This is a genomic window from Streptococcus parasanguinis (assembly GCF_032163505.1).
In the GTDB taxonomy this organism is placed as follows: Bacteria; Bacillota; Bacilli; order Lactobacillales; family Streptococcaceae; genus Streptococcus; species Streptococcus parasanguinis_V.
In genome coordinates, this window is record NZ_CP134147.1 from 832,324 (window position 1) to 853,594 (window position 21,271).

20 protein-coding genes are annotated in these 21,271 nt (G+C 38.4%); 18 read left to right on the forward strand and 2 right to left on the reverse strand.

All coding sequences use genetic code 11. The features are described from left to right. Nucleotides 1-75: 75 nt before the first annotated feature. From RIN70_RS04270 to RIN70_RS04285, 4 genes are all read left to right on the forward strand, one after another. Nucleotides 76-756 carry a response regulator transcription factor gene (locus RIN70_RS04270; protein ID WP_003003305.1) on the forward strand — a complete coding sequence of 227 codons (681 nt, stop codon included), beginning with the start codon at nucleotides 76-78 and terminating at the stop codon, nucleotides 754-756. After that, entirely contained in the window at nucleotides 740-2,101 is a 1,362-nt protein-coding gene (locus RIN70_RS04275; protein ID WP_313790710.1) for a sensor histidine kinase, read from the forward strand. The genes RIN70_RS04270 and RIN70_RS04275 overlap by 17 nt, the downstream gene beginning before the upstream one ends. Before the next feature lie 29 nt (nucleotides 2,102-2,130). Further along, the gene (gloA, locus tag RIN70_RS04280; protein ID WP_003006623.1) at nucleotides 2,131-2,511 is read left to right on the forward strand and encodes a lactoylglutathione lyase; all 381 of its coding nucleotides are present in this window, start codon (nucleotides 2,131-2,133) and stop codon (nucleotides 2,509-2,511) included. A gap of 258 nt (nucleotides 2,512-2,769) precedes the next feature. Continuing rightward, nucleotides 2,770-4,152, forward strand: coding sequence for a polysaccharide deacetylase family protein (locus RIN70_RS04285; protein ID WP_070666109.1), 1,383 nt, complete (start codon nucleotides 2,770-2,772; stop codon nucleotides 4,150-4,152). A gap of 42 nt (nucleotides 4,153-4,194) precedes the next feature. Here the strand turns inward: RIN70_RS04285 and RIN70_RS04290 are convergent, their stop codons facing one another. Beyond that, a complete protein-coding gene (locus tag RIN70_RS04290; protein WP_070589290.1) occupies nucleotides 4,195-5,280 on the reverse strand; it encodes a DEAD/DEAH box helicase in 1,086 nt (361 codons plus the stop codon). Further along, nucleotides 5,277-6,257: a Gfo/Idh/MocA family protein gene (locus tag RIN70_RS04295; RefSeq protein ID WP_313790711.1), complete on the reverse strand. Its 981-nt coding sequence runs from the start codon at nucleotides 6,255-6,257 to the stop codon at nucleotides 5,277-5,279. Before RIN70_RS04295 ends, RIN70_RS04290 begins: the two co-directional genes overlap by 4 nt. 127 nt (nucleotides 6,258-6,384) lie before the next feature. Between RIN70_RS04295 and RIN70_RS04300 the strand changes: the two genes are divergently transcribed. From RIN70_RS04300 to RIN70_RS04365, 14 genes are all read left to right on the forward strand, one after another. Then, a complete protein-coding gene (locus RIN70_RS04300) occupies nucleotides 6,385-7,095 on the forward strand; it encodes a glycosyltransferase family 2 protein (RefSeq protein WP_049490916.1) in 711 nt (236 codons plus the stop codon). Between the two features lies 1 nt (nucleotide 7,096). Next, entirely contained in the window at nucleotides 7,097-7,432 is a 336-nt protein-coding gene (locus RIN70_RS04305; protein ID WP_313790712.1) for a DUF2304 domain-containing protein, read from the forward strand. Further along, nucleotides 7,422-8,699 carry a lipopolysaccharide biosynthesis protein gene (locus RIN70_RS04310; RefSeq protein WP_313790713.1) on the forward strand — a complete coding sequence of 426 codons (1,278 nt, stop codon included), beginning with the start codon at nucleotides 7,422-7,424 and terminating at the stop codon, nucleotides 8,697-8,699. Before RIN70_RS04305 ends, RIN70_RS04310 begins: the two co-directional genes overlap by 11 nt. Then, nucleotides 8,683-9,465: a glycosyltransferase family 2 protein gene (locus RIN70_RS04315; protein WP_313790714.1), complete on the forward strand. Its 783-nt coding sequence runs from the start codon at nucleotides 8,683-8,685 to the stop codon at nucleotides 9,463-9,465. The genes RIN70_RS04310 and RIN70_RS04315 overlap by 17 nt, the downstream gene beginning before the upstream one ends. 98 nt (nucleotides 9,466-9,563) lie before the next feature. Further along, entirely contained in the window at nucleotides 9,564-10,538 is a 975-nt protein-coding gene (locus RIN70_RS04320) for a glycosyltransferase family 2 protein (RefSeq protein ID WP_239683028.1), read from the forward strand. Nucleotides 10,539-10,594: 56 nt separating this feature from the next. Continuing rightward, nucleotides 10,595-11,521 (forward strand): glycosyltransferase family 2 protein, encoded by a 927-nt coding sequence (locus RIN70_RS04325; protein WP_049522876.1) that lies wholly within the window; start codon nucleotides 10,595-10,597, stop codon nucleotides 11,519-11,521. A 65-nt stretch (nucleotides 11,522-11,586) separates the two neighbouring features. Continuing rightward, the gene (gene rfbD, locus RIN70_RS04330; RefSeq protein ID WP_313790715.1) at nucleotides 11,587-12,438 is read left to right on the forward strand and encodes a dTDP-4-dehydrorhamnose reductase; all 852 of its coding nucleotides are present in this window, start codon (nucleotides 11,587-11,589) and stop codon (nucleotides 12,436-12,438) included. A gap of 106 nt (nucleotides 12,439-12,544) precedes the next feature. After that, nucleotides 12,545-13,693 carry a beta 1-4 rhamnosyltransferase Cps2T gene (gene cps2T, locus RIN70_RS04335; RefSeq protein WP_313790716.1) on the forward strand — a complete coding sequence of 383 codons (1,149 nt, stop codon included), beginning with the start codon at nucleotides 12,545-12,547 and terminating at the stop codon, nucleotides 13,691-13,693. Next, a complete protein-coding gene (locus tag RIN70_RS04340; protein ID WP_313790717.1) occupies nucleotides 13,690-14,631 on the forward strand; it encodes a glycosyltransferase family 2 protein in 942 nt (313 codons plus the stop codon). The genes cps2T and RIN70_RS04340 overlap by 4 nt, the downstream gene beginning before the upstream one ends. After that, nucleotides 14,631-15,437, forward strand: coding sequence for an ABC transporter permease (locus RIN70_RS04345; protein ID WP_313790718.1), 807 nt, complete (start codon nucleotides 14,631-14,633; stop codon nucleotides 15,435-15,437). The genes RIN70_RS04340 and RIN70_RS04345 overlap by 1 nt, the downstream gene beginning before the upstream one ends. Then, the gene (locus RIN70_RS04350; RefSeq protein WP_049482481.1) at nucleotides 15,437-16,660 is read left to right on the forward strand and encodes an ABC transporter ATP-binding protein; all 1,224 of its coding nucleotides are present in this window, start codon (nucleotides 15,437-15,439) and stop codon (nucleotides 16,658-16,660) included. Before RIN70_RS04345 ends, RIN70_RS04350 begins: the two co-directional genes overlap by 1 nt. 12 nt (nucleotides 16,661-16,672) lie before the next feature. Continuing rightward, complete coding sequence (locus RIN70_RS04355; protein WP_313790719.1) at nucleotides 16,673-18,022, forward strand: glycosyltransferase; 1,350 nt, start codon at nucleotides 16,673-16,675, stop codon at nucleotides 18,020-18,022. Nucleotide 18,023: 1 nt separating this feature from the next. After that, a complete protein-coding gene (locus RIN70_RS04360) occupies nucleotides 18,024-19,769 on the forward strand; it encodes a rhamnan synthesis F family protein (protein WP_313790720.1) in 1,746 nt (581 codons plus the stop codon). A 10-nt stretch (nucleotides 19,770-19,779) separates the two neighbouring features. Continuing rightward, nucleotides 19,780-21,267: a DUF2142 domain-containing protein gene (locus RIN70_RS04365; RefSeq protein ID WP_313790721.1), complete on the forward strand. Its 1,488-nt coding sequence runs from the start codon at nucleotides 19,780-19,782 to the stop codon at nucleotides 21,265-21,267. Nucleotides 21,268-21,271: the final 4 nt, after the last annotated feature.

The following is a 21,271-nucleotide window of genomic DNA, read 5'->3' on the forward strand; positions in this document are numbered from 1 at the left end:
ATGAAGGCAAGTCGTGTTATAATGGTTAAGAATAGATTAGAAAGACTCACTCACGAAAGAGAAGAGGATACGACGATGATTAAAATTCTATTGGTCGAAGATGACCTTGGTTTATCAAATTCAGTATTTGATTTTTTAGATGATTTTGCGGATGTCATGCAGGTCTTTGACGGAGAAGAAGGTCTTTACGAAGCAGAAAGCGGGATCTATGATTTGATTCTGCTGGATCTCATGCTTCCTGAAAAAGACGGCTTCCATGTCTTGAAAGAATTGCGTGAAAAAGGCGTGACAACCCCTGTTTTGATCATGACAGCTAAAGAAAGTCTGGATGACAAAGGGCACGGCTTTGAGCTAGGTGCAGACGATTACCTCACCAAGCCTTTCTATCTTGAAGAGCTTAAGATGCGGATCCAAGCTCTCTTGAAGCGGTCAGGTAAGGTCAATGAAAACACCCTCAATTATGGCAATTTGAAGGTCAATTTATCTACCAATTCGACTTACGTGGACGATAAGGAAGTAGAACTTCTTGGGAAGGAATTTGATCTCTTGGTCTACTTCCTTCAAAACCAAAATGTCATCCTTCCAAAAACACAGATCTTCGATCGTCTCTGGGGCTTTGACAGTGACACAACTATCTCAGTGGTTGAAGTCTATGTTTCAAAAATCCGTAAGAAATTAAAAGGTACTGATTTTGTTGAGAGCTTGCAAACATTGCGTAGTGTGGGGTATATCTTAAAAGATGCTAACAAGGATTAAGAAAACCGTCGGAGAAGATGATTTTTCCTACTTCATCCGATATTTTGGACTCTTTACTTTGATATTCTCGGCCATGACCTTGATTATCATTCAGGTCATGCGCTCGAGTCTCTATACAACCGTCGATGAGAACCTCAGGACTCTCAGTCAGGATCCTTACTCACTTGTAGCGATTGCTTATCGAGATCAGCGACAATCAACTAATAAAGATGATGATAACGATCATGGGATGATGTTACCTGACCATGACAAATCAGAACCTAAAGGAGATGTCACATCCAATACCACTGTTGTTTTGCTCAATAAAAAATATGAAAACTTGACAACTGGTAACGGGTTTCTAAACTTTAAAACAGTGACGTTTGGCCGAAAACTTCTCAATAAGGTTTCTCAGCTTCAAATTACCAATAGCTATGGGAAAAAAGAAAGTTATCGGGCCTATATGGCAGAGTTGAGTCTATCTGATGATGAAGATGAAAGTAATATCAAGTATGCGGTCATCATGACCAATATTAGTCAGCTAGAGCAGACCAGTGAGGAACATGAAAGCCAGATCGCTCTTGTCATGATTTGCTTCTGGGGAATCTCCTTGTTTGCGAGTCTCTTCCTTGCCCGTCTTAGCGTTAAGCCGCTGCTTGAGAGTATGCAAAAGCAAAAGTCTTTTGTAGAAAATGCTTCTCATGAGTTGCGGACGCCTCTAGCAGTCTTACAAAATCGCCTCGAAACGCTTTTTAGAAAGCCTGAAGCGACCATTATGGAATCGAGCGAGAGCATTGCATCTAGCTTAGATGAAGTTCGAAATATGAAGCTCTTGACCACCAACCTTCTCAATATCGCCCGAAGAGATGATGGCTTGAAGCCAGAGATGGAAGACATCGAACCAAGCTTTTTCGATCAGACCTTCTCGAATTTTGAGATCATTGCGGAAGAAAATGACAAAATCTTCCGAGGAGACAATCAGGTGGACAAAGTCATTTGTTCTGATAGAACGCTCCTCAAGCAATTGATGACCATTCTCTATGATAATGCCTTGAAATATACCGATGAAGATGGCGAGATCCAGTTTGAAGTTCAATTGAAGGACAAAAATCTACTTTTGAGGGTGCTGGATAATGGTCCAGGGATTCGAGATGAGGATAAGAAACGGATCTTTGATCGTTTTTACCGGGTCGACAAGGCCAGAACCCGTCAAAAAGGTGGATTTGGTTTGGGGTTATCCCTCGCTAAGCAGATTGTAGAAGCCTTCAAAGGGACCATTCAAGTCAAAGATAATAAACCCAAAGGGACCATCTTTGAAGTGAAATTATCCATTAAGACGGAAAGTCGTAAAAAAAATCGTTCATAATTTTTTAAAAATAGAAAAGAGGAATACCTATGAGTTCAAAAATGTTGCACACTTGCCTTCGTGTGGAAAACTTAGAAAAATCAATCGCTTTTTACCAAGATGCTTTTGGTTTTGAAGAAAAACGTCGGAAAGATTTCCCAGACTACAAGTTCACGATTGTCTATTTGGCCTTGCCTGGAGATGACTATGAGTTGGAATTGACTTACAATTATGATCATGGTCCATATGTGATCGGAGACGGCTATGCTCACGTCGCATTGAGTACTCCTGATCTAGAAGGTTTGAATGCCGAACACAAGGCTAAAGGCTATGAAGTGACGGAACCAAAAGGTCTTCCAGGAACACAGCCGAATTACTATTTTGTTGTAGATCCAGATGGTTATAAGGTAGAAGTCATTCGCGAAAAATAAGAGTGATTAAAAATTAGGGGGCTGGGACAAAAGTCCTAGCCTCTCAATTATTTTTGGATTGTCGAGCAAGACGCAGTGGTTGAGTGGGCTCTACTACGCTGATTTCATCAGCTTTTACAGCCCTACTCAACTGTGCGGAGGTGGGACGACGAAATCGAATTCTAACGAATTACCGATTTCTGTCCCACTCTCTCTTTTTTATGAAACCATTTTCAAAAAAGGAATGTTTTTTCGAGAGAAATTTGCTATAATAAAGTTATGAGATTCAAACACACGAAAACTATTTTATTAATCATTATAAATCTCCTTTTTCTGAGTCTTTTGTATATCGGGTATCAAAAGATTCAAAGGCTTCGTGAACAAAAAGCCTATCAGGATCAGTTTGCCAAGGTCACCCAATTAGAGAAAAGCTCTGAAAAAGGAAAAGATGCCCAGGTTCAGGAAGGAATTTTAGGAACTTCTTATGTGACCGCTTTTTATCCTACTAAGGATGGACAGCCTGTTGAGATTATTAAAGAGAAGATCCAAGAAGACCTTCAGCGTCTAGGAACCGATGAAAAAACCAAAGAGCCTAAGCATCTGACCTTCTACCATAGTGAAGAAGCAGAAGCGCCTTTTGTTGGCTATCACCCAATCCAAATCAAACGGGCTGAATACCAGTACAAAAAAGGAAAATTCATTAAAGATGAGACGGTGAAGTTGCCCCTCTTTTACTTGGATGATGAGAGTAACCCTCTGACCCTCAGCCAGGTTTTTGCGGATCCAGATGGAGCCAAGCAGATCTTTTTGGAGGAATTACGAGGGAATCTATCCTTTCGTCAGCTAGATGAGGAAAGCATTGATCAAATGGTTGCCCACTTCTCAGAGTTGGACTTGAGCCAATGGGAATTCCAATATGAAAAAGGGAATTTCACCATTCCATTTCCAAGCAAGGTTAAAGGCGACGATACCTTTACTGTTCCCTTATCTAAATTCTATGACGTGATTGATACAGAGCGCTTGCTTCCTGATGATCTAGCTTCTTACCAATCCTATATTGAAGAACGCCATCGTAAGATGATTGCCTTGACCTTTGATGATGGACCGGATCCAACGACGACTCCTCAGGCACTGGCTATCTTGAAGAAATACAATGCCAAAGCTACCTTCTTTATGGTCGGAAAAAATGTCAGTGCGAATCCTGATATTGCTAAGCAAGTCCGCAAAGAAGGTCATCAAATCGGGAACCATACCTGGGATCACCCTCAATTGCCAAAATTGAGCTTGGATAATGCTAAAAAAGAGATCTTGGATACTCAAGAAGCTATTCAAAAAGCGACAGGCGTTCAAACTAAGATCACGCGCCCTCCGTATGGAGCCATCAATAACGCCATCCAATACAGTGTAGACCAGTCTTTCATCATGTGGGATGTGGATAGCCTGGATTGGAAAACTCATAATACGACGGCTATTCTCAATGAAGTAAAAAAAGAAGTCAAACCGGGTTCGATTATCCTCATGCATGATATCCATCAAACCACGATTGATGCTCTTCCGACCGTCCTTGACTACCTTAAATCACAAGGCTATACCTTTGTAACGGTAGATGAATTGTTGGATTATCAACTTGAAAGTCATCGCATTTATTACAATGGAAATTAACTAAAAAATCCTCTGCAGTAAATTTACTAGCAGAGGATTTTCTTATTCATTTAAAAATAGTTCGGAATTTTTTAAAACAAGTTCACGGACAGAAGCGTATTTTTTCAAGGATTTGAGTTCTTCTGGCTGGGTGATAAAGGTGATCACATAGCCATCACGCCCCATTCGACCTGTTCGACCAGCACGGTGGGTATAGGTCTCCACATCACGGGGGATATCGTAGTTAATCACACATTCAAGATGTTCAATATCGATTCCACGAGCGACCAAATCGGTGGCCAGTAAGAGGGTTAGCTGATGGTCTTTGAAGCGTTCCAAAATGACCTTGCGGTATTTGACATTGACATCGCTGGCGAGTGACACGGCCTCAACACCCCGGTATTGTAGTTTTTCTTCCGCACTACCTAGATCAGATAGGCTGTTGAAAAAAGCCAGACCACGAAAATCTTCGACGTAGGCGAGTTTGCGGAGCAATTCGACCTTGTCACGCCGATCCACTTGCATATAAAAATGTTGAATATTGTCCAAAGAAACTCCATCAACCGTAATGCGAAGAGTATTTTCCTCTAGCTGATCTAGATCGACCTTGGCTGTAGCGCTCATGTAGATATGTTGGTGGTCGCGGGGAGCATAGTGGCTGATCTTGTCGACGAAGTGGTACTGAGAATCACTCAGTAATTGGTCAAATTCATCTAAAATGATGGCTTCCACATTCATCATCTTGATCTTTTTCAGTTTGATCAGTTCAAAGATCCGGCCAGGCGTCCCAACCAGGATTTCGGGTCCTTTTTTGAGGCGTTCGATTTGTCGTTTTTGACTGGATCCTGACAGGAAGAGTTGGGTCTGGAGCCCAAGAGGCTCTGCCCATTGCTTGGTGACATCAAAAATTTGTCCTGCTAACTCTGTATTAGGAGCTAGAATCAAGAGTTGTTGGGCCTTCTTCGGTTTGAGTTTGAGCAAGCTCGGAAAGAGGTAGGCGAGTGTCTTACCAGTACCGGTAGGACTGATCCCGAGGACATTTTCTCCTTCATAGATAGGGGAGAAGATCTGTTCCTGAATTTCAGTGAATGTATCAAATCCGAGTGTTTCTAACTGGTCTTTCCAGCTTTGTGGAAATTTTTCTTTCATTCTTTTTCATCCTTAAATTGTATTCCAGCGCTTTGACGCATCTGGTAGAGGGTTTTATGGACCTGCTCAGCTGTTTGTAACCATTCAAGATAAGCAGCTGGCTTTTGATGAGTGATGGCAAGGGCAAAGGCTTCCTCCTCTTCTTGCATTTGGTGTGGGCAGGGCTGGATCGGAAGGTCGATAACCTCCCCAGAATAGCTGACGAAGCGAGCCTGGTTGATGGCTGCTACAGCATTGAGAGTTAGTGTTCCAGTCTTGGTGTAGATTTCAGCAGGTAGATGGCTGGTGATATTTTTCCCTGCCTGAATGGCAACCTGAAACTCTGGATAAATCAAGACACCTTGACCATAGAGATCAACCGAATTGGGTAATTGCTGAGCGCAATAGTGACTGGAGATCGGTTCTCCAAAGAAGCCAATCGCCAAGTAGAGGCAGTAGACACCCAGATCCATCAAAGCTCCACCTGCATAGACATCTGAGAAAATATTGGGCATCTCACCTGCAAGAAGGGCTGGCAATTTGGAAGAATATTTGGCAAAGGTGAAGTTGGCGCCCAGTATTTCCTGATTAGAGAGGAAGTCTTTAACTACTTGAAATGCTGCTTCTTGGTAATTTCTGGCAGCTTCAAAGAGATAGACCTGGTGCTCCTTAGCGAGCTTGACCAGTTCCTTCCATTCAGAAGGCTTCGTCACAGCCGGTTTTTCAATGATGACATGCTTCTTTGCTAAAATAGCAAGCTTGGCCTGAGCAAAGTGAAGAGAATTGGGGCTGGCAATGTAGACCACGTCCAGCTCACTATCTAGGAAATCGACCAAGTCTGTGTAGCAAGAGATCACCCCATAAGGCTCACAAAAATCTTGAGCCGTCTTCATTTTTCTCGAATACACAGCCTGCAAGTGATAGTGACCCGTTTGGTGAGCAGCATTTATAAATTCATGTGAAATCCAACTCGTACCAATAATTCCCAGCTTTAACATAAGGTGTCCTTCCGTAATCGATTCACTCTATTATACCATGAAAAGGGGGAGGGGACAGTATAAAGTAGAAAATATGCACTGATTATTGTATAATGAAGTGATATGCTTAGAAGGGAAAACAATAGGATTGAGAAATTCAGAATTACTGATCATTATTCCTGCTTATAATGAGAGTGGAAATATTGAAAAAACAATCAAGATGATTGAAGAACATACACCTGAATTTGATTATGTCATTATCAATGATTGTTCTACAGATCATACACTTGAAATTTGTCGCAATAACAACTTTAACGTTATCGATTTACCGATTAATTTAGGAATTGGTGGTGCTGTCCAGACTGGTTATCAATATGCAGTTAAAAATGGCTATCAATATGCTGTTCAAGTGGATGGAGATGGTCAGCATAATCCTGAATTTATCAGAAAGATGCTTCAAGTCCTTCAAGAGAAGAATGTGAATATGGTGATTGGCTCTCGTTTCATTGAAAATCAAGGTTTCCAATCCTCCTTCGCGCGACGGATTGGAATTTCATTTTTTGAAAAATTAATTAAGATTTTAACCGGTCAAAAGGTAACAGATCCAACCTCAGGATTGCGGGTGGCTGATCGAAAAGTGATTGAAGAATTTGCTAAACAATATCCAAGTGATTATCCAGAACCAGAGACGATTGTGTCCCTCTTAACCTCAGGCTATTCCGTTGCAGAAGTGCCTGTATTAATGAATGAACGAGAACACGGAGAATCGTCCATCACATTAAGCAAGTCTGTTTACTATATGATCAAAGTGACAATGGCAATGCTATTGGCTAGAATTGGTGGAGGATATAAGAAATAACATGTTAAATATTTGGTTAACCCTTACTGTAATTATTTTTATCGTTTATATTCTACGCCTAGTTGCAAAGAAAGTCGTTGAACTGAGAAATGTCATTTCTTGGCTCATTCTTTGTTTGCTATCGTTGCCAGTCATTTGGTTTCCTAATTTGATTGGAGCAATATCTTTATTTCTTGGTATTCAGACACTAAGTAACTTTATTTTTTTATTAAGTACATTTTTATTAATATTTTTAATTTTTTCATTAACTCGTACTGTATCAAAACAATCAGTACAGATTAAGAAATTGTCACAAACGATTGCTTTATTAAGAAGTGAGAATGAAAATGAACAATAAAGTAAATAGGAGTATTTATTTTTGGAATTTTGCAGGAAATATAGCAGCAGCTGCAGTCTCAATATTGTATTTGATTATTGTCTCTCGTTATACTTCCGCAAGTGATGCTGATAATTTTAGTTTGGCTTATGCAATTGGAAACCTATGGGTTGTAATTGGTATTTTTCAAGTTAGAAATTATCAGGCGACTGATTTGAAAGAAACGTACTCGTATTTGGAATATTGGCTAACTAGGGTTATTACAGTTTGTTTAATGTTAGTTTCACTATTTCCGTATTTATTTTTTAGTGGAAATAATGTTGGAAAAGGGGATTTATTTTTAATTATCATCCTAACAGTTATTTATCGTTCATGTGATGCTTTTTCTGATTTATTCCAAGGATTATTTCAACAACATGAACGTTTAGATATTGCAGGGAAATTAATGGTGCTTCGTTATAGTTTAAGCACAATCATTCTCCTAATTAGTTTGTTACTTTCAAATTCTTTAATTTTTTCTTTAATTTGTTTATGTTTTTTTAATGTTCTTTTTGTTTTTGGGGGTGATTACATCCAATCCAAACAAATAAGAACGATACCTTTTAATCAGATTTCATATGCTACATTTAAGCGATCAATTAGTATCATGAAAACTTGCCTTCCCTTGTTTGTTAACGGATTTTTATTGGTATATGTTTTGAATTATCCAAAACAAGTGATTGATAAGTTGCTAGTCGAGGGTGTATTACGTGAAGGTGCTCAAAGGGATTTCAGTATTCTATTCATGCCTGTTTTCTTTATGAGTTTATTTGTATTAGCATTAAGACCGTTAATTACCGATTTGGCAAAACAATGGTCAGAAAAAAAGTTTCATACGTTTAATGCTATGGTTCGAAAGATTTTATTATTACTTATGATTTTGGGACTAGTAGTATCAATACTGGCCTATTTGATAGGGATTCCAATTCTGAATATTATAAGTGGTATTGATTTATCAAATTATAGTTTATTACTTACTATTTTAGTGCTTTCCGGCTTTTTATATTCTATAGCTTCTGTCATAGGTGATTTTTTAATTATATTGAGGAAGCAAGTCTATCTACTCTATGTTTATATCGCAATGGCGTTGTTAACAAATCTTCTTACGCCTCTAGCGATGAGGGAGTTTGGCTTATTTGGAGCAGGGCTTAGTTTTGTTATGGTTATGTTATTTTACACAGTTGCGAGTTGGATTGTCTTTGTAATTATGAGAAGGAAGGAGATTCAAAAATATGAATCAGTGGAATGATCATACATTTGTAATCTGTGCTTATGGGGATAGTCCTTTTTTAGAGGATTGTATAAACTCGTTATTAAGCCAAACCGTAAAAAGTAATATTATTTTGTATACTTCTACTCCAAGTGTATTTATCGAAAGTATTTGCCAAAAATATGCTATTCCGTTTAATACAAGTGTAGGTGGTGGGATTGGGAAAGATTGGAATAATGCTTTATCTTTTGTTACTACCCAATATGCTACAATTGCCCACCAGGATGATTATTATGAACCAACTTATTTAATGGAGATTAAAGACAGGATAAAGAAGCATCAAGATGCTATCATTCTTTATTCTGATTATTTTGAAGAAAAAAATGGGGAGGTCATTAAACCGACTTCAAATCTAAAAATCAAATCATTAATGTTAAAAACAATCTCATTATTCCCTAAAACTAAGTGGTGGAGAAATCGGATTCTTGCTTTTGGAAATCCAATTTGTTGCCCTGCTGTAACTTATAATTTAGAATTGGTTAAGGGCTTTAGATTTGATGAGGAATGGAGAGTTAGTCTAGATTGGCTTGCCTGGTACCATTTGGCTAAATTTGATGGCAGATTTGTATATGTTCCAAAAAAATTAATGTGCCATCGTATTCATGAAGACTCTGAAACGAGTAATACCATTAGTGACAATACTCGAACAAAGGAAGATTACATGATGTTTAAACTCTTTTGGCCAAACGGATTAGCGAAATGTTTAAATCGTTTTTATAAAAAGAGTCAGGATACGAATGGTTAAAGTTTGCGTGCTCGAGGTTTGATAACAATATAAAAGTATGAATATCTTAATTATTTGAAAAACTATGGGTTCTATTAAAATATATAAAGGATAAGATTGTGAAAGAAGCGCCTAAGATTAGTGTCATTATTCCAGTATATAATGCAGAATTATATCTCAAAAGATGTATAGATTCCGTTTTGAATCAAAGTTTTAAATCATTTGAAATTATTGCAATTGATGATGGTTCAAAGGATAATTCGTTTAAAATATTGAATGAATACCAACAATTTTCTCCAAATATTAGAACTTTGAGTCGAGAAAATAAAGGTGCAGCCTATACTAGAAATGAAGGTATCAAGCTTGCAAAAGGTGAATTCATCATGTTTATCGATAGTGATGATTATATAAACCCAGATTACTTGCAGGTGTTTTATGATGAAATATCAAGTGGGATAGATGATGCAGTTATTGGTGGCCTTCAGAGAGTAAACCAAGATGGTAAACAACTATTTTCTATCCAATTGGGTAAAGATAAATGGTCGAAATATAGATCGATTTCACCATGTGCTCGCATCTATAGAAAAAAATTTTTAGTAGATCACGAACTTTCTTTTCCAGATATTCCGCTGGCTGAGGACTTGTTATTCAGCTTAACGGTATATACAAAATCTAAAAATATAAGAACTATCCCATATTGTGGATATAATTGGTTTTATAATGAGAATAGTGCCTCTAATACATTAAATAAAGGATTTAACCCAAATTTAGATATCAAGAATGTACTTGATAAAATTGCAGCGATTATCCCTAAAGATTTTTCTGAAACTAAATTAATTAAATTTTTTATAAAAAAATTTACTCTTTATTGGTTATTGGACGGTGGGAGACATTCTACAAGTGCAGAGTTTTTACGTCAATATAAAGAAATTAATGATTGGATCAGGATAAATGGAATGAAGTCCACTCTTTCTGTTTTTGATCGAGAAATTAGAGATGAGAGGTTTATGGTTAAACTAGCTATCTTTACAATGAACTTGATTGAAAAGCTCGGTTTATTAAAACTGTTTGCAAAACTGTATTGTAAAGGGTAGTTAGAAGATATACAGTTTACTGATAATTTAGTAGCAGATGTTAATAGGAGCAATGAATGGTTATATCAGTTGTAGTCCCATGTTTTAACGAAGAAGAATCGATTCCATTGTTTTATCGAGAAATGGAACGTGTTCGGATGAAGATGGGAGAAAAGTTTGAATATATTTTTATAAATGATGGCTCTTCAGATGGTACGCTATCTGTTCTTCAAAAGCTACATGTTACAGATTCAAATGTGCACTACCTTTCTTTTTCTCGAAATTTTGGGAAAGAGGCGGCGCTGTACGCTGGACTTGAGCGTGCTAGTGGTGAATACGTGACCGTCATGGATGTAGATCTGCAGGACCCTCCTGAGTTATTGATCGAAATGAAGCAGAAGTTGGAGGAACAGCCGAATTTAGACTGTGTCGGAACGAGACGCGTAACCCGGGATGGGGAACCACCGATCCGCTCTTTCTTTGCACGGATGTTTTATAAATTGATCAATCATATTAGCCAAGTGGAAATGGTTGACGGGGCGCGTGATTTTCGTTTGATGCGTCGTCCTATGGTCGATGCGATTCTTGAGCTCTCGGAGTACAATCGTTTCTCAAAAGGAATTTTTGCTTGGGTAGGATTTGAGACAGAATACCTCGAATATAAAAATGTAGAGCGCGTGGCAGGAGAGACGTCTTGGAATTTTTGGTCCCTCTTTAAGTATTCGATTGAAGGGATTGTCAATTTTTCGGATGCCCCATTAAACATTGCCTTTATTGGTGGACTTTTATCTTGGATCTTGGCCTTTATCATGGTGATTCTGATTGTGATCCGTACCTTAGTCTTTGGGGATCCTACTTCAGGTTGGCCATCCCTTATGACAGTGATTCTTTTCCTAGGAGGGTTCCAATTACTAACCATTGGGATTTTAGGGAAATATATCGGTAAGATATTCATGGAAACCAAGAAACGTCCAATCTATGTCATCAAAGAGAAAAGTAAGTAAAAAGCAGAAAACTTCTGCTTTTTTTGCTATAATGATAGAGAAAAAGCATTCGAAAGGAACGTAACATGATTTTAATTACAGGAGCAAATGGGCAGCTTGGAACAGAACTTCGCCATTTGTTAGATGAACGAAATGAAGAATATGTAGCTGTTGATGTGGCTGAGATGGACATTACAAATGCAGAGAAAGTTGATGAGGTTTTTGCGGAAGTGAAGCCAACTCTAGTCTACCACTGTGCTGCCTATACAGCCGTTGATGCTGCTGAAGATGAAGGGAAAGAGTTGGACTACGCCATCAACGTGACTGGTACGGAAAATGTAGCGAAGGCGTCTGAAAAGCATGGAGCGACCTTAGTCTATATCTCAACGGACTACGTGTTTGATGGGAATAAGCCAGTGGGCCAAGAATGGGAAGTAGACGATCAACCAGATCCCCAAACAGAGTACGGTCGTACCAAGCGCATGGGAGAAGAATTGGTTGAGAAGCATGTTTCGAACTTCTATATCATCCGTACAGCTTGGGTATTTGGAAATTATGGTAAAAACTTTGTCTTCACGATGCAAAACCTAGCCAAGACTCACAAGACTTTGACAGTTGTTAATGACCAACATGGTCGTCCAACCTGGACACGTACTTTAGCAGAATTTATGACCTATCTAGCTGAAAATCGTAAAGAATATGGTTACTATCACTTGTCAAATGATGCAAAAGAAGATACAACTTGGTATGACTTTGCGGTTGAGATCCTCAAAGATACGGATGTAGAAGTGAAGCCAGTGGATTCTAGCCAATTTCCAGCTAAGGCAAAACGTCCACTGAACTCAACGATGAGCTTGGCTAAGGCTAAGGCCACAGGATTCGTCATTCCGTCATGGAAGGATGCTCTAAAAGAGTTCTATAAACAAGAAGTGAAATAATTATAATGTTGGCGACCCTCTAGGGTCGCTTTTCTGTTTGGAATAGGCAAAAAGCCTAGAAAATGGTATAATTGAGTAGACTGTAAATTGTTAGAAAGGGAATATTATGCAACATGTTTTTATTATCGGAAGTCGTGGGCTTCCGGCTCAATATGGCGGTTTTGAGACTTTTGTGGACCAATTGGTCTCCCATCGAGTGTCTTCGGAAATCCAGTACCATGTTGCTTGCCTTTCTAATGATCAAGCTTATCATCATTTTGACTATAAGGGTGTCGATTGTTTTACGATTAAAGCACCCAAGCTTGGGCCTGCACGGGTCATTGCCTATGATATGATGGCCATCAGCTATGCCCTGAAGGTCATCGAGAAGCAAGGAATTGAAAAGCCGATTTTTTATGTTTTGGGCAATACCATTGGTGCTTTCGTAGCACCTTTTGCGCGCAAGATCCATAAAATGGGTGGCCAATTTTATATCAATCCAGATGGACTGGAGTGGAAGCGGGCCAAGTGGGCCAAACCGATCCAAGCCTATCTCAAGTATTCTGAAAAAATCATGACGCGCCATGCTGACTTGGTGATTTCTGACAACCCGGGTATTGAGTCTTATATCAAGGAAGCCTATCCTTGGTCCAAGACGACCTATATTGCCTATGGGACGGACTTGTCTCCAACCAGCCTAAGTAGTCAGGATAATAAGGTCCGAGAATTCTATCACAAGTGGCAGACTCAGGAGAAAAACTATTACCTAATTTTGGGCCGTTTTGTCCCAGAAAATAATTACGAGACCGCCATTCGTGAATTTATGGCCTCTTCCACCAAAAGGGATTTGGTGATCATTTGTAACCAGGAAGGCAATCCTTATTTTGAGGAGCTCCGAGATTGTACTGAATTTGATCAGGATCCACGCGTCAAGTTTGTAGGAACGGTCTATGACCAAGACCTGTTGAAGTATATCCGTAAAGAAGCCTTTGCCTATATCCATGGTCATGAAGTGGGCGGAACCAATCCGGGTCTCTTAGAGGCTCTTGCTCACACGGATCTGAATTTAGTTTTAGGAGTCTCCTTTAACCAAACGGTTGCCAAGGACACAGCTCACTATTGGACTAAAGAAACTGGAAATTTGGCGCATTTGATTGATCAGGTCGATCCTTTAGAAGATGTATCTGAATGGGGTCAACGTGCCAAGGCCAATATGAAGCAAAACTTTACCTGGGAAAAAATTGTAGGTGAGTACGAGGAATTATTCTTATCATGAAAGTAAATATCTTGTTGTCCACCTATAATGGTGAACAGTATCTAAAAGAGCAGGTCAAAAGTATCCAAGACCAGACTTATCAAGACTGGAAACTCTTGATCCGAGATGATGGGTCGACAGATGGTACGGTGAAGATTATTCAAGAGTTGGTGGCCCAGGATGAGCGCATTCGTTTTATCAATCAAGGAGCTATCGAAAATCTCGGTGTTATCAAGAGCTTCCATGCCCTCTTGAAATATGAAAAAGCAGATCTTTATTGCTTCAGTGACCAAGATGATGTTTGGCTTCCTGAAAAAATTACTCTTCAAGTAGCAGAAGCCGAGAAGCATCCTCAAGAAGTACCTTTGCTGGTCTACACAGATTTAAAAGTGGTCGATGAAAACTTGCACGTGCAGCATGAAAGTATGATTCGCACCCAGTCTGATCATGCCAATACAGAACTGATTCAAGAGCTGACGGAAAATACGGTAACTGGTGGGGTAGCCATGATTAACCATGACCTGGCGGAATTGTGGACAGGTCAAGAAAAGCATGCACTCCTTATGCATGATTGGTATTTGGCCTTACTAGCAACTGCCTTTGGAAAGCTCATCTATATCGATCAGCCGACAGAGTTGTACCGTCAGCACAGTAGCAATGTTCTGGGGGCTCGTACCCTTAGAAAACGGGTTAAAAACTGGGTTCGCCCTCATATTCTTTTTGCTAAATATTGGAATCTCATCGAGTCCAGTCAAGAACAAGCAAAAAATTTATTGGATCTGCCTGTCAGTCCCCAAAATAAAGAAATTATTGAAAACTTTGTGACCATCATGGACGTTCCGCTAAGAGAACGTTTGAGAAGGATTCGTCAGTATGGTTATCGTAAGAACCGAGCTTTTCACACCTTTGTGTTTACTAGCTTGATTCTGACAAAGTTTGCATATCGAGGTAAAAAATAATGTTTGACGTTTTTAGTCAGAAAAATCGAATTTTATTAAGAGAATTAATCAAAACAGACTTTAAATTACGTTACCAAGGATCAGCAATCGGTTATCTTTGGTCGATTTTAAAGCCCCTGATGACCTTTACGATCATGTATATTGTCTTCATCCGATTCTTACGCTTGGGTGGAGATGTGCCCCATTTCCCAGTTGCCCTCTTGTTGGCCAATGTAATCTGGGGCTTTTTCTCAGAAGCAACATCTATGGGGATGGTGTCTATTGTTAGTCGAGGCGACTTGTTGCGAAAATTGAACTTCTCCAAACACATCATTGTCTTGTCTGCGATTTCAGGAGCAGCGATTAACTTTGTCATTAACCTGGTTGTTGTCTTGATTTTTTCATTCTTTAATGGGGTGACATTCTCTTGGACAGCTTTGATGGTGATTCCGCTATTCTTTGAGTTGTTCTTGATGGCGACAGGATGTGCATTGATCTTAGCGACATTTTTTGTCCGTTTCCGTGACCTAGGTCAAGTCTGGGAAGTACTCCTGCAAGCCGGCCTGTATGCGACGCCAATTATCTATCCAATTACCTTTATTGCAGACCGCAATCCCTGGGCTGCTAAGTTGGTCATGATGAATCCTTTGGCCCAAATTATTCAAGACATGCGATACTTCTTGATTGATAAGGCCAACACCCCTGTCTGGCTTTTGGTGGAAAATAAGTTCTTGGTTTTGATTCCTTATGTTTTACCAATTCTTATTTTTGTCGCTGGCTATGCTTACTTTAACAAACATGCTAAGAAATTTGCGGAGATTCTCTAATGACAGATAAACAAATTGCAGTAAAAGTAGACCATGTCAGCAAGTACTTTAAGTTGCCAACAGAGGCAACCAACAGTCTTCGAACTGCCCTGGTCAATCGCTTCAAAGGCATTAAAGGCTACAAAGAACAACATGTGCTTAAGGATATTTCTTTTGAAGTAGAAAAAGGTGATTTTTTCGGGATCCTCGGAAGAAATGGTTCTGGAAAATCGACTCTCTTGAAAATTATTTCTGAAATCTATGTGCCGGAAAAAGGTACCGTCACCATCGATGGGAAATTGGTGTCCTTTATCGAGCTTGGAGTGGGCTTTAACCCAGAGCTGACTGGTCGTGAAAATGTCTATATGAACGGGGCTATGCTGGGCTTCTCGACAGCTGAAATTGATGCCATGTATGATGATATCGTAGACTTTGCTGAGTTGCATGAATTCATGAACCAAAAGCTCAAGAACTACTCATCAGGCATGCAGGTTCGTCTAGCCTTTTCGGTTGCCATTAAGGCCCAAGGGGATATCTTGATTTTGGATGAGGTCCTAGCAGTAGGAGATGAGGCCTTCCAGCGCAAGTGTAACGATTACTTCCAAGAACGCAAGAAATCAGGGAAAACCACGATCCTGGTTACCCATGATATGGGAGCTGTCAAGAAATATTGTAACAAGGCTGTTTTGATTGAAAATGGATTGGTGAAGGCTTTAGGGAGTCCAGAAAATGTTGCCAATCAGTACAGTTTTGATAATACAGCTCCTTTGCAACAGGGAGGAGAAGCTAATGGAGCAGGCAATTCCAACCAGGAAGAAAAAGTCTTGGTTGAAAATTTTCAGCTTCAGTTGTTAAGCTCAAACAAATTACGTCCTCAAGATCCTATTCAGTTCCAGATTGATTTTGATGTTCGTGAAGATATCAGGACCTATATCGCTCTGTCTTTAACGGATATTGATCGGAACATTTGGATCTACAATGATAATTCTATGAATCAACTGATGAGTGGAGCTGGACATAAAACAGTTCATTATACTTGTTCACTGCCAACTGTAAATGACTTAAAAATGAAATTGGAAGTGACAGTAAGGGATGAGGAAGGGCAGATGTTGGCCTTTTCAGATGCCACCCAGACTCCACTGATCTTTATCAATCGAGATGATATCGCTTTGGATGATAAATCAGCAATGGATTCGGCAAGTGGCTTAATCCAACGCAATGGAACATGGTCAATGACTGACTAGACTGAGGGAAATATGAAAACGACGCCTTTTGTTTCGATTATTTGTACGGTTTTTAATAAAGAGCCCTGGCTAAAGAAGACGATTGATAGCTTCTTAGCCCAACAAACAGAGTTTGATTATGAGATTATCTTGGTGGATGATGCTTCAAGCGATGGATCTCGTTCTATCATTCATGATTATCAAGCCAACTACCCTGATCTGATTCGTGCCTTTTATCAGGATGAGAATCAGGGAATTTCTAAAACCTGGGTCTCTATCTGTAAAGAAGCACGTGGAAAGTATATTGCCCGCTGTGATGGAGATGATTTTTGGTTAGACCCTTTAAAACTTCAGAAACAGGTTGACTTATTAGAAAGTGAACCTGATTGCAAATGGTCCAATACAGATTTTGATATTTATGATGAACAAGGAACCCTCGTTTCTAAGGCCGGCTTTGCTAATCATACGATTCCATTAGCAGATACCTATGAAAAGATGCTTGCAACAAGAGGGTTTACCATGGCCTCTACATGGCTAGTTGATAGAGATCTGATGTTAGAAGTAAATCAAGAGTTAGACTTAACAACATCAGATGATACTTTCAACCTCCAATTGGAACTCTTTCAACGGACTTCTTTAGCCTATCTGGATGAAGCGACAGTTGCTTATACCATTAATCAAGGATCGGATTCTCGTCCAACTGATTTCAGAAAACTAGAACGCCGATTTCATAAGTTGTTGAAAACACAACTTGACTATCTTGATAAATATCCAAATGCCGATTATAAAGAGATGACGAAGATCCTTTTAGATCGTAATAATACTTATGAGATTCGTCTTTCCAAACCAATGGATTCTCTTTCACACATCGGAATGGAGTCTGTTACAATTTATTTTGGTTACGAAGAAAATACTTATTCGGAAGATCGTACCATGACCAAACTTCTTCAAAAAGAAGATAGTCTGGCAATCGAAATTCCGAAGGGAACTTCTGTTATCCGAGTTGATCTGTCTGAAAGTCCAAGTTATTACTCTGATGTTGAATTGAGAGATTCTAACGGAAAGGTTTGCTCGCCAGTTTATAGTAATGGTATCGTTACAGATAATTTGTTTCTTTTTAGTGAACCAGATCCTCAATTGATTTATGAAGTTGAAGAAGAAGGTGTGTATCAACTGAGCTATAAAATGATTTCTATAGATAATCCCTCTGCACCGGATTATATTGGAAAAGTTTTTGCTGCCGAAATGTTAGATTGTCAAAATAGTTTGAAAAATCTTGAGGCAGAGTTACAAGCTACGAAAGAAGCATATAATACAGTCATCCATTCTCGCCGTTGGACCATTCCAACAAAGATCTTGAAATTCTTTAGAATAAGGAAATAATATGCAACGTTTACTTTTATATGTTCACTATAATAAGTTTAATTTTATTAGTGGACATGTACTTTACCAATTAGAATACATTCGTCCCTTGTATTCACGGGTGGTCTTTATCTCCAATAGTCAACTACCAGAAGATGTGAAGTCTAATTTAGTAGCACAGCATCTGGTAGACGATATTCTAGAGCGCCAAAATATTGGCTTTGACTTTGCGGCTTGGCGGGATGGAATGAAGACAGTTGGCTTTGACCAACTGGCTCATTTTGATTCGGTTACCCTCATGAATGATACCTGCTTTGGACCTCTTTGGGATCTAGAACCAATCTACCAAAAATTTGAGAATGATGATGAGGTTGATTTCTGGGGAATGACCAATTACCGGAAAGACAAGGATTTTAACGAGCATATTCAGAGTTATTATCTCAGCTTTAAAAAACAGGTTATTGAATCAAGTACTTTCCATGAATTTTGGCAGGGAGTTCAAGACTTTACCAATGTTCAGGATGTGATCGATAACTACGAGACCAAGGTCACAACGAACTTCTTGGATGCTGGTTTTCACTATAAGACGGTCTTTGATACCATTCATGAAGACACCACAGGAATGCTCTATCCAGACTTTTCTTACTATAATCCTACAGCGATTCTCAATCATAAGGTTCCTTTCATCAAAGTCAAAACCATTGCAAATAATGAAGGAATTATGCCTTATATTTTTGACGAGTTGGAGCGTGTATCGAACTATCCATTAGACTTGATCCTCAACCACATGTCTATGATTGATCGTCCGGACTATCCTTATCTCTTGTCTCGTAAGTACTTGAAAAACCAGGAATTAGCTGGAGAGTTCGGTAAAAAAGTTGCGGTTCATCTTCATGTCTTTTATGTGGACCTCTTGGAAGAATTTCTAGATGCTTTCCAAGCTTTTCATTTCGCTTATGACTTATGGATTACGACAGATGTAGAAGAGAAGAAGCAGGCTATTGAACAAATCCTTTCTAATCGAGCACAAGATGCGACGGTTGTGGTGACTGGAAATATTGGACGAGATGTGTTGCCAATGTTGCTCTTAAAAGAGCAACTCTCTCGTTATGACTATGTAGGCCATTTCCATACCAAGAAATCCAAAGAAGCAGATTTCTGGGCAGGTGAATCTTGGCGGAAAGAATTGATCGAGATGTTGGTCAAACCGGCTGATCAAATCCTAGCCAATATGGAAGCCAATCCAAAAGTCGGAATCACTATCGCAGATATTCCAACTTTCTTCCGTTACAATCGAATAGTGGTTGCTTGGAATGAGGCTCTTATTTCGCCAGAGATGAACAAGCTCTGGGAACGGATGGGAGCGACCAAGACGATTGACTTCAAAAATCTCAATACCTTTGTCATGAGTTATGGGACCTTTGTTTGGTTTAAATATGATGCTTTGAAACCACTCTTTGATTTGAATTTGACAGCAGCAGATGTTCCAGCTGAACCTCTACCTCAAAATTCGATATTGCATGCGATCGAACGTTTGTTGATCTACATTGCTTGGGACCAAAAATATGACTTTAGGATCTCTCAAAACCCACATGTTCTGACACCATTTATTGATAATAAGCAATTGAACAATCGTGAAGATCTTCAACCCCATACCTTTGTAGACTTTAATCAAATTGGAGGGATCAAAGGAGCCTTGAAGTATATCGTGATAGGGCCTGCAAGAGCTGTGAAATATATACTAAAAAGAATGATAAAAAGAAAGTAGAGTGAATTATATGGGAGTTATTGATAAGACTAAAATTAGAAATATTTTAATCGCTATATTTTTAGTATTATTTTCAAGAGTGTTTTTGGCCAGTTTATTTCAGTTTACTATCAATCTCAAAATTATACTATTAATTATTAGTATTGTAATTTATTTTATTCTTTTTGATCCAAAAGATAAAAAGAAATTGCCAATTAATGCTTTTTTTCTGATAATTATTTTCGGTAGTGTAATTTCAGTAGTGAAACCAGTCCAATATGGATTAGATGAAGAGTCTCATTTACCAAACGTAATCAGTATTTCGGATAGTCCTATTTTTAAATATTCTAATGAGAAATTGGAAGATTATAATTCAGTTTTTAAATATGATGCACTAAGAAATCCTAGTAAAAAAGATAAAAATTATTGGTTCAATGTTGAGCATAAGGAAAGTAAAATTAAAGGAGTAAGAGTTGGATTTGATAATCCAGCCTTTATTCCTAGTGCAATTGGATGGAATATAGGTAGATTAATCTCTAAAAAAGTGTTTGTTTCCTATTATTTGGGAAGAATCTTCGAAGTCATAGCATATGCCATTCTAGTATTTATTGCATTAAAAATCAGCAAAGTTTATAGAGAAGCGATATATTTATTTTCTACATTCCCTGCAGTATTGTACATCATAGCAGGTTATCATTATGATTATTTATATTTTGGAGCAACATTAATTAGTCTTGCTTTATTGACAAATATTCTATCAGGTGAACGTAAAATTGATAGAAAATATGCTTTTGCATTTCAATTCTCTACATTATTATTTTCATTTGCAAAATTTCCGTTTGTATTAATTGGAAGTCTATTTTCAATATTGCCAAATAAGTATTACCAGGATAAATCAGTAAGAAAATTCAGTTCAATCCTGTTTGGTTTAAATTTGTTAATTTCCTTTACATACGTTGGAATCATTAAATTGTTTGCTTCAGACAATGCTTTGTCAGGCAAAGGACCAGGACTATTATATTTTGTAACACATCCATTACCATTAATTAGAACTTTACTTTTAGCGCCATACGGTATTATTCATGACTTTGTTTCTGAACCATTGAAATATGTTTCAGAATCGTCTCCGTTTTTAATTGCAATTTCGATAGTTACTTTCTTTTTCGCTATGTTTGTCATTGCATTAAAAAATAAAATTGAAATGCCAACATTTTTTAAATATTACTGTCTTCTTTTACTTGCAGGTATTGCCTCATTAATAGTAATTGCTATTTCAGGAGATCCTAGGGTATACCACAAAGGTGATATTACTGTAGGTGGTGTACAAGGTCGTTATTATTATTTTATTCTGATGTTTTTGCCACTTTTTTGTGGATCATGGTTTAGAAAATTATTTGGTTTTTTAGATATGACCATTCAAAATGAAGATTCGAATTTTGAATGTAGTTTGCAATATATGTTAGTGTATTTAAATATTTTAACAATTAGTATCGGAATATACACTCAATTGCAGGGATAAAAAA

Coding starts and splice junctions, on each gene's coding strand:
- RIN70_RS04270 (WP_003003305.1), top strand. CDS start 76: ATGATTAAAATTCTATTGGTCGAAGATGACCTTGGTTTATCAAATTCA.
- RIN70_RS04275 (WP_313790710.1), top strand. CDS start 740: ATGCTAACAAGGATTAAGAAAACCGTCGGAGAAGATGATTTTTCCTAC.
- gloA (WP_003006623.1), top strand. CDS start 2,131: ATGAGTTCAAAAATGTTGCACACTTGCCTTCGTGTGGAAAACTTAGAA.
- RIN70_RS04285 (WP_070666109.1), top strand. CDS start 2,770: ATGAGATTCAAACACACGAAAACTATTTTATTAATCATTATAAATCTC.
- RIN70_RS04290 (WP_070589290.1), bottom strand. CDS start 5,280: ATGAAAGAAAAATTTCCACAAAGCTGGAAAGACCAGTTAGAAACACTC.
- RIN70_RS04295 (WP_313790711.1), bottom strand. CDS start 6,257: ATGTTAAAGCTGGGAATTATTGGTACGAGTTGGATTTCACATGAATTT.
- RIN70_RS04305 (WP_313790712.1), top strand. CDS start 7,097: ATGTTAAATATTTGGTTAACCCTTACTGTAATTATTTTTATCGTTTAT.
- RIN70_RS04310 (WP_313790713.1), top strand. CDS start 7,422: ATGAACAATAAAGTAAATAGGAGTATTTATTTTTGGAATTTTGCAGGA.
- RIN70_RS04315 (WP_313790714.1), top strand. CDS start 8,683: ATGAATCAGTGGAATGATCATACATTTGTAATCTGTGCTTATGGGGAT.
- RIN70_RS04325 (WP_049522876.1), top strand. CDS start 10,595: ATGGTTATATCAGTTGTAGTCCCATGTTTTAACGAAGAAGAATCGATT.
- rfbD (WP_313790715.1), top strand. CDS start 11,587: ATGATTTTAATTACAGGAGCAAATGGGCAGCTTGGAACAGAACTTCGC.
- cps2T (WP_313790716.1), top strand. CDS start 12,545: ATGCAACATGTTTTTATTATCGGAAGTCGTGGGCTTCCGGCTCAATAT.
- RIN70_RS04340 (WP_313790717.1), top strand. CDS start 13,690: ATGAAAGTAAATATCTTGTTGTCCACCTATAATGGTGAACAGTATCTA.
- RIN70_RS04345 (WP_313790718.1), top strand. CDS start 14,631: ATGTTTGACGTTTTTAGTCAGAAAAATCGAATTTTATTAAGAGAATTA.
- RIN70_RS04350 (WP_049482481.1), top strand. CDS start 15,437: ATGACAGATAAACAAATTGCAGTAAAAGTAGACCATGTCAGCAAGTAC.
- RIN70_RS04355 (WP_313790719.1), top strand. CDS start 16,673: ATGAAAACGACGCCTTTTGTTTCGATTATTTGTACGGTTTTTAATAAA.
- RIN70_RS04360 (WP_313790720.1), top strand. CDS start 18,024: ATGCAACGTTTACTTTTATATGTTCACTATAATAAGTTTAATTTTATT.
- RIN70_RS04365 (WP_313790721.1), top strand. CDS start 19,780: ATGGGAGTTATTGATAAGACTAAAATTAGAAATATTTTAATCGCTATA.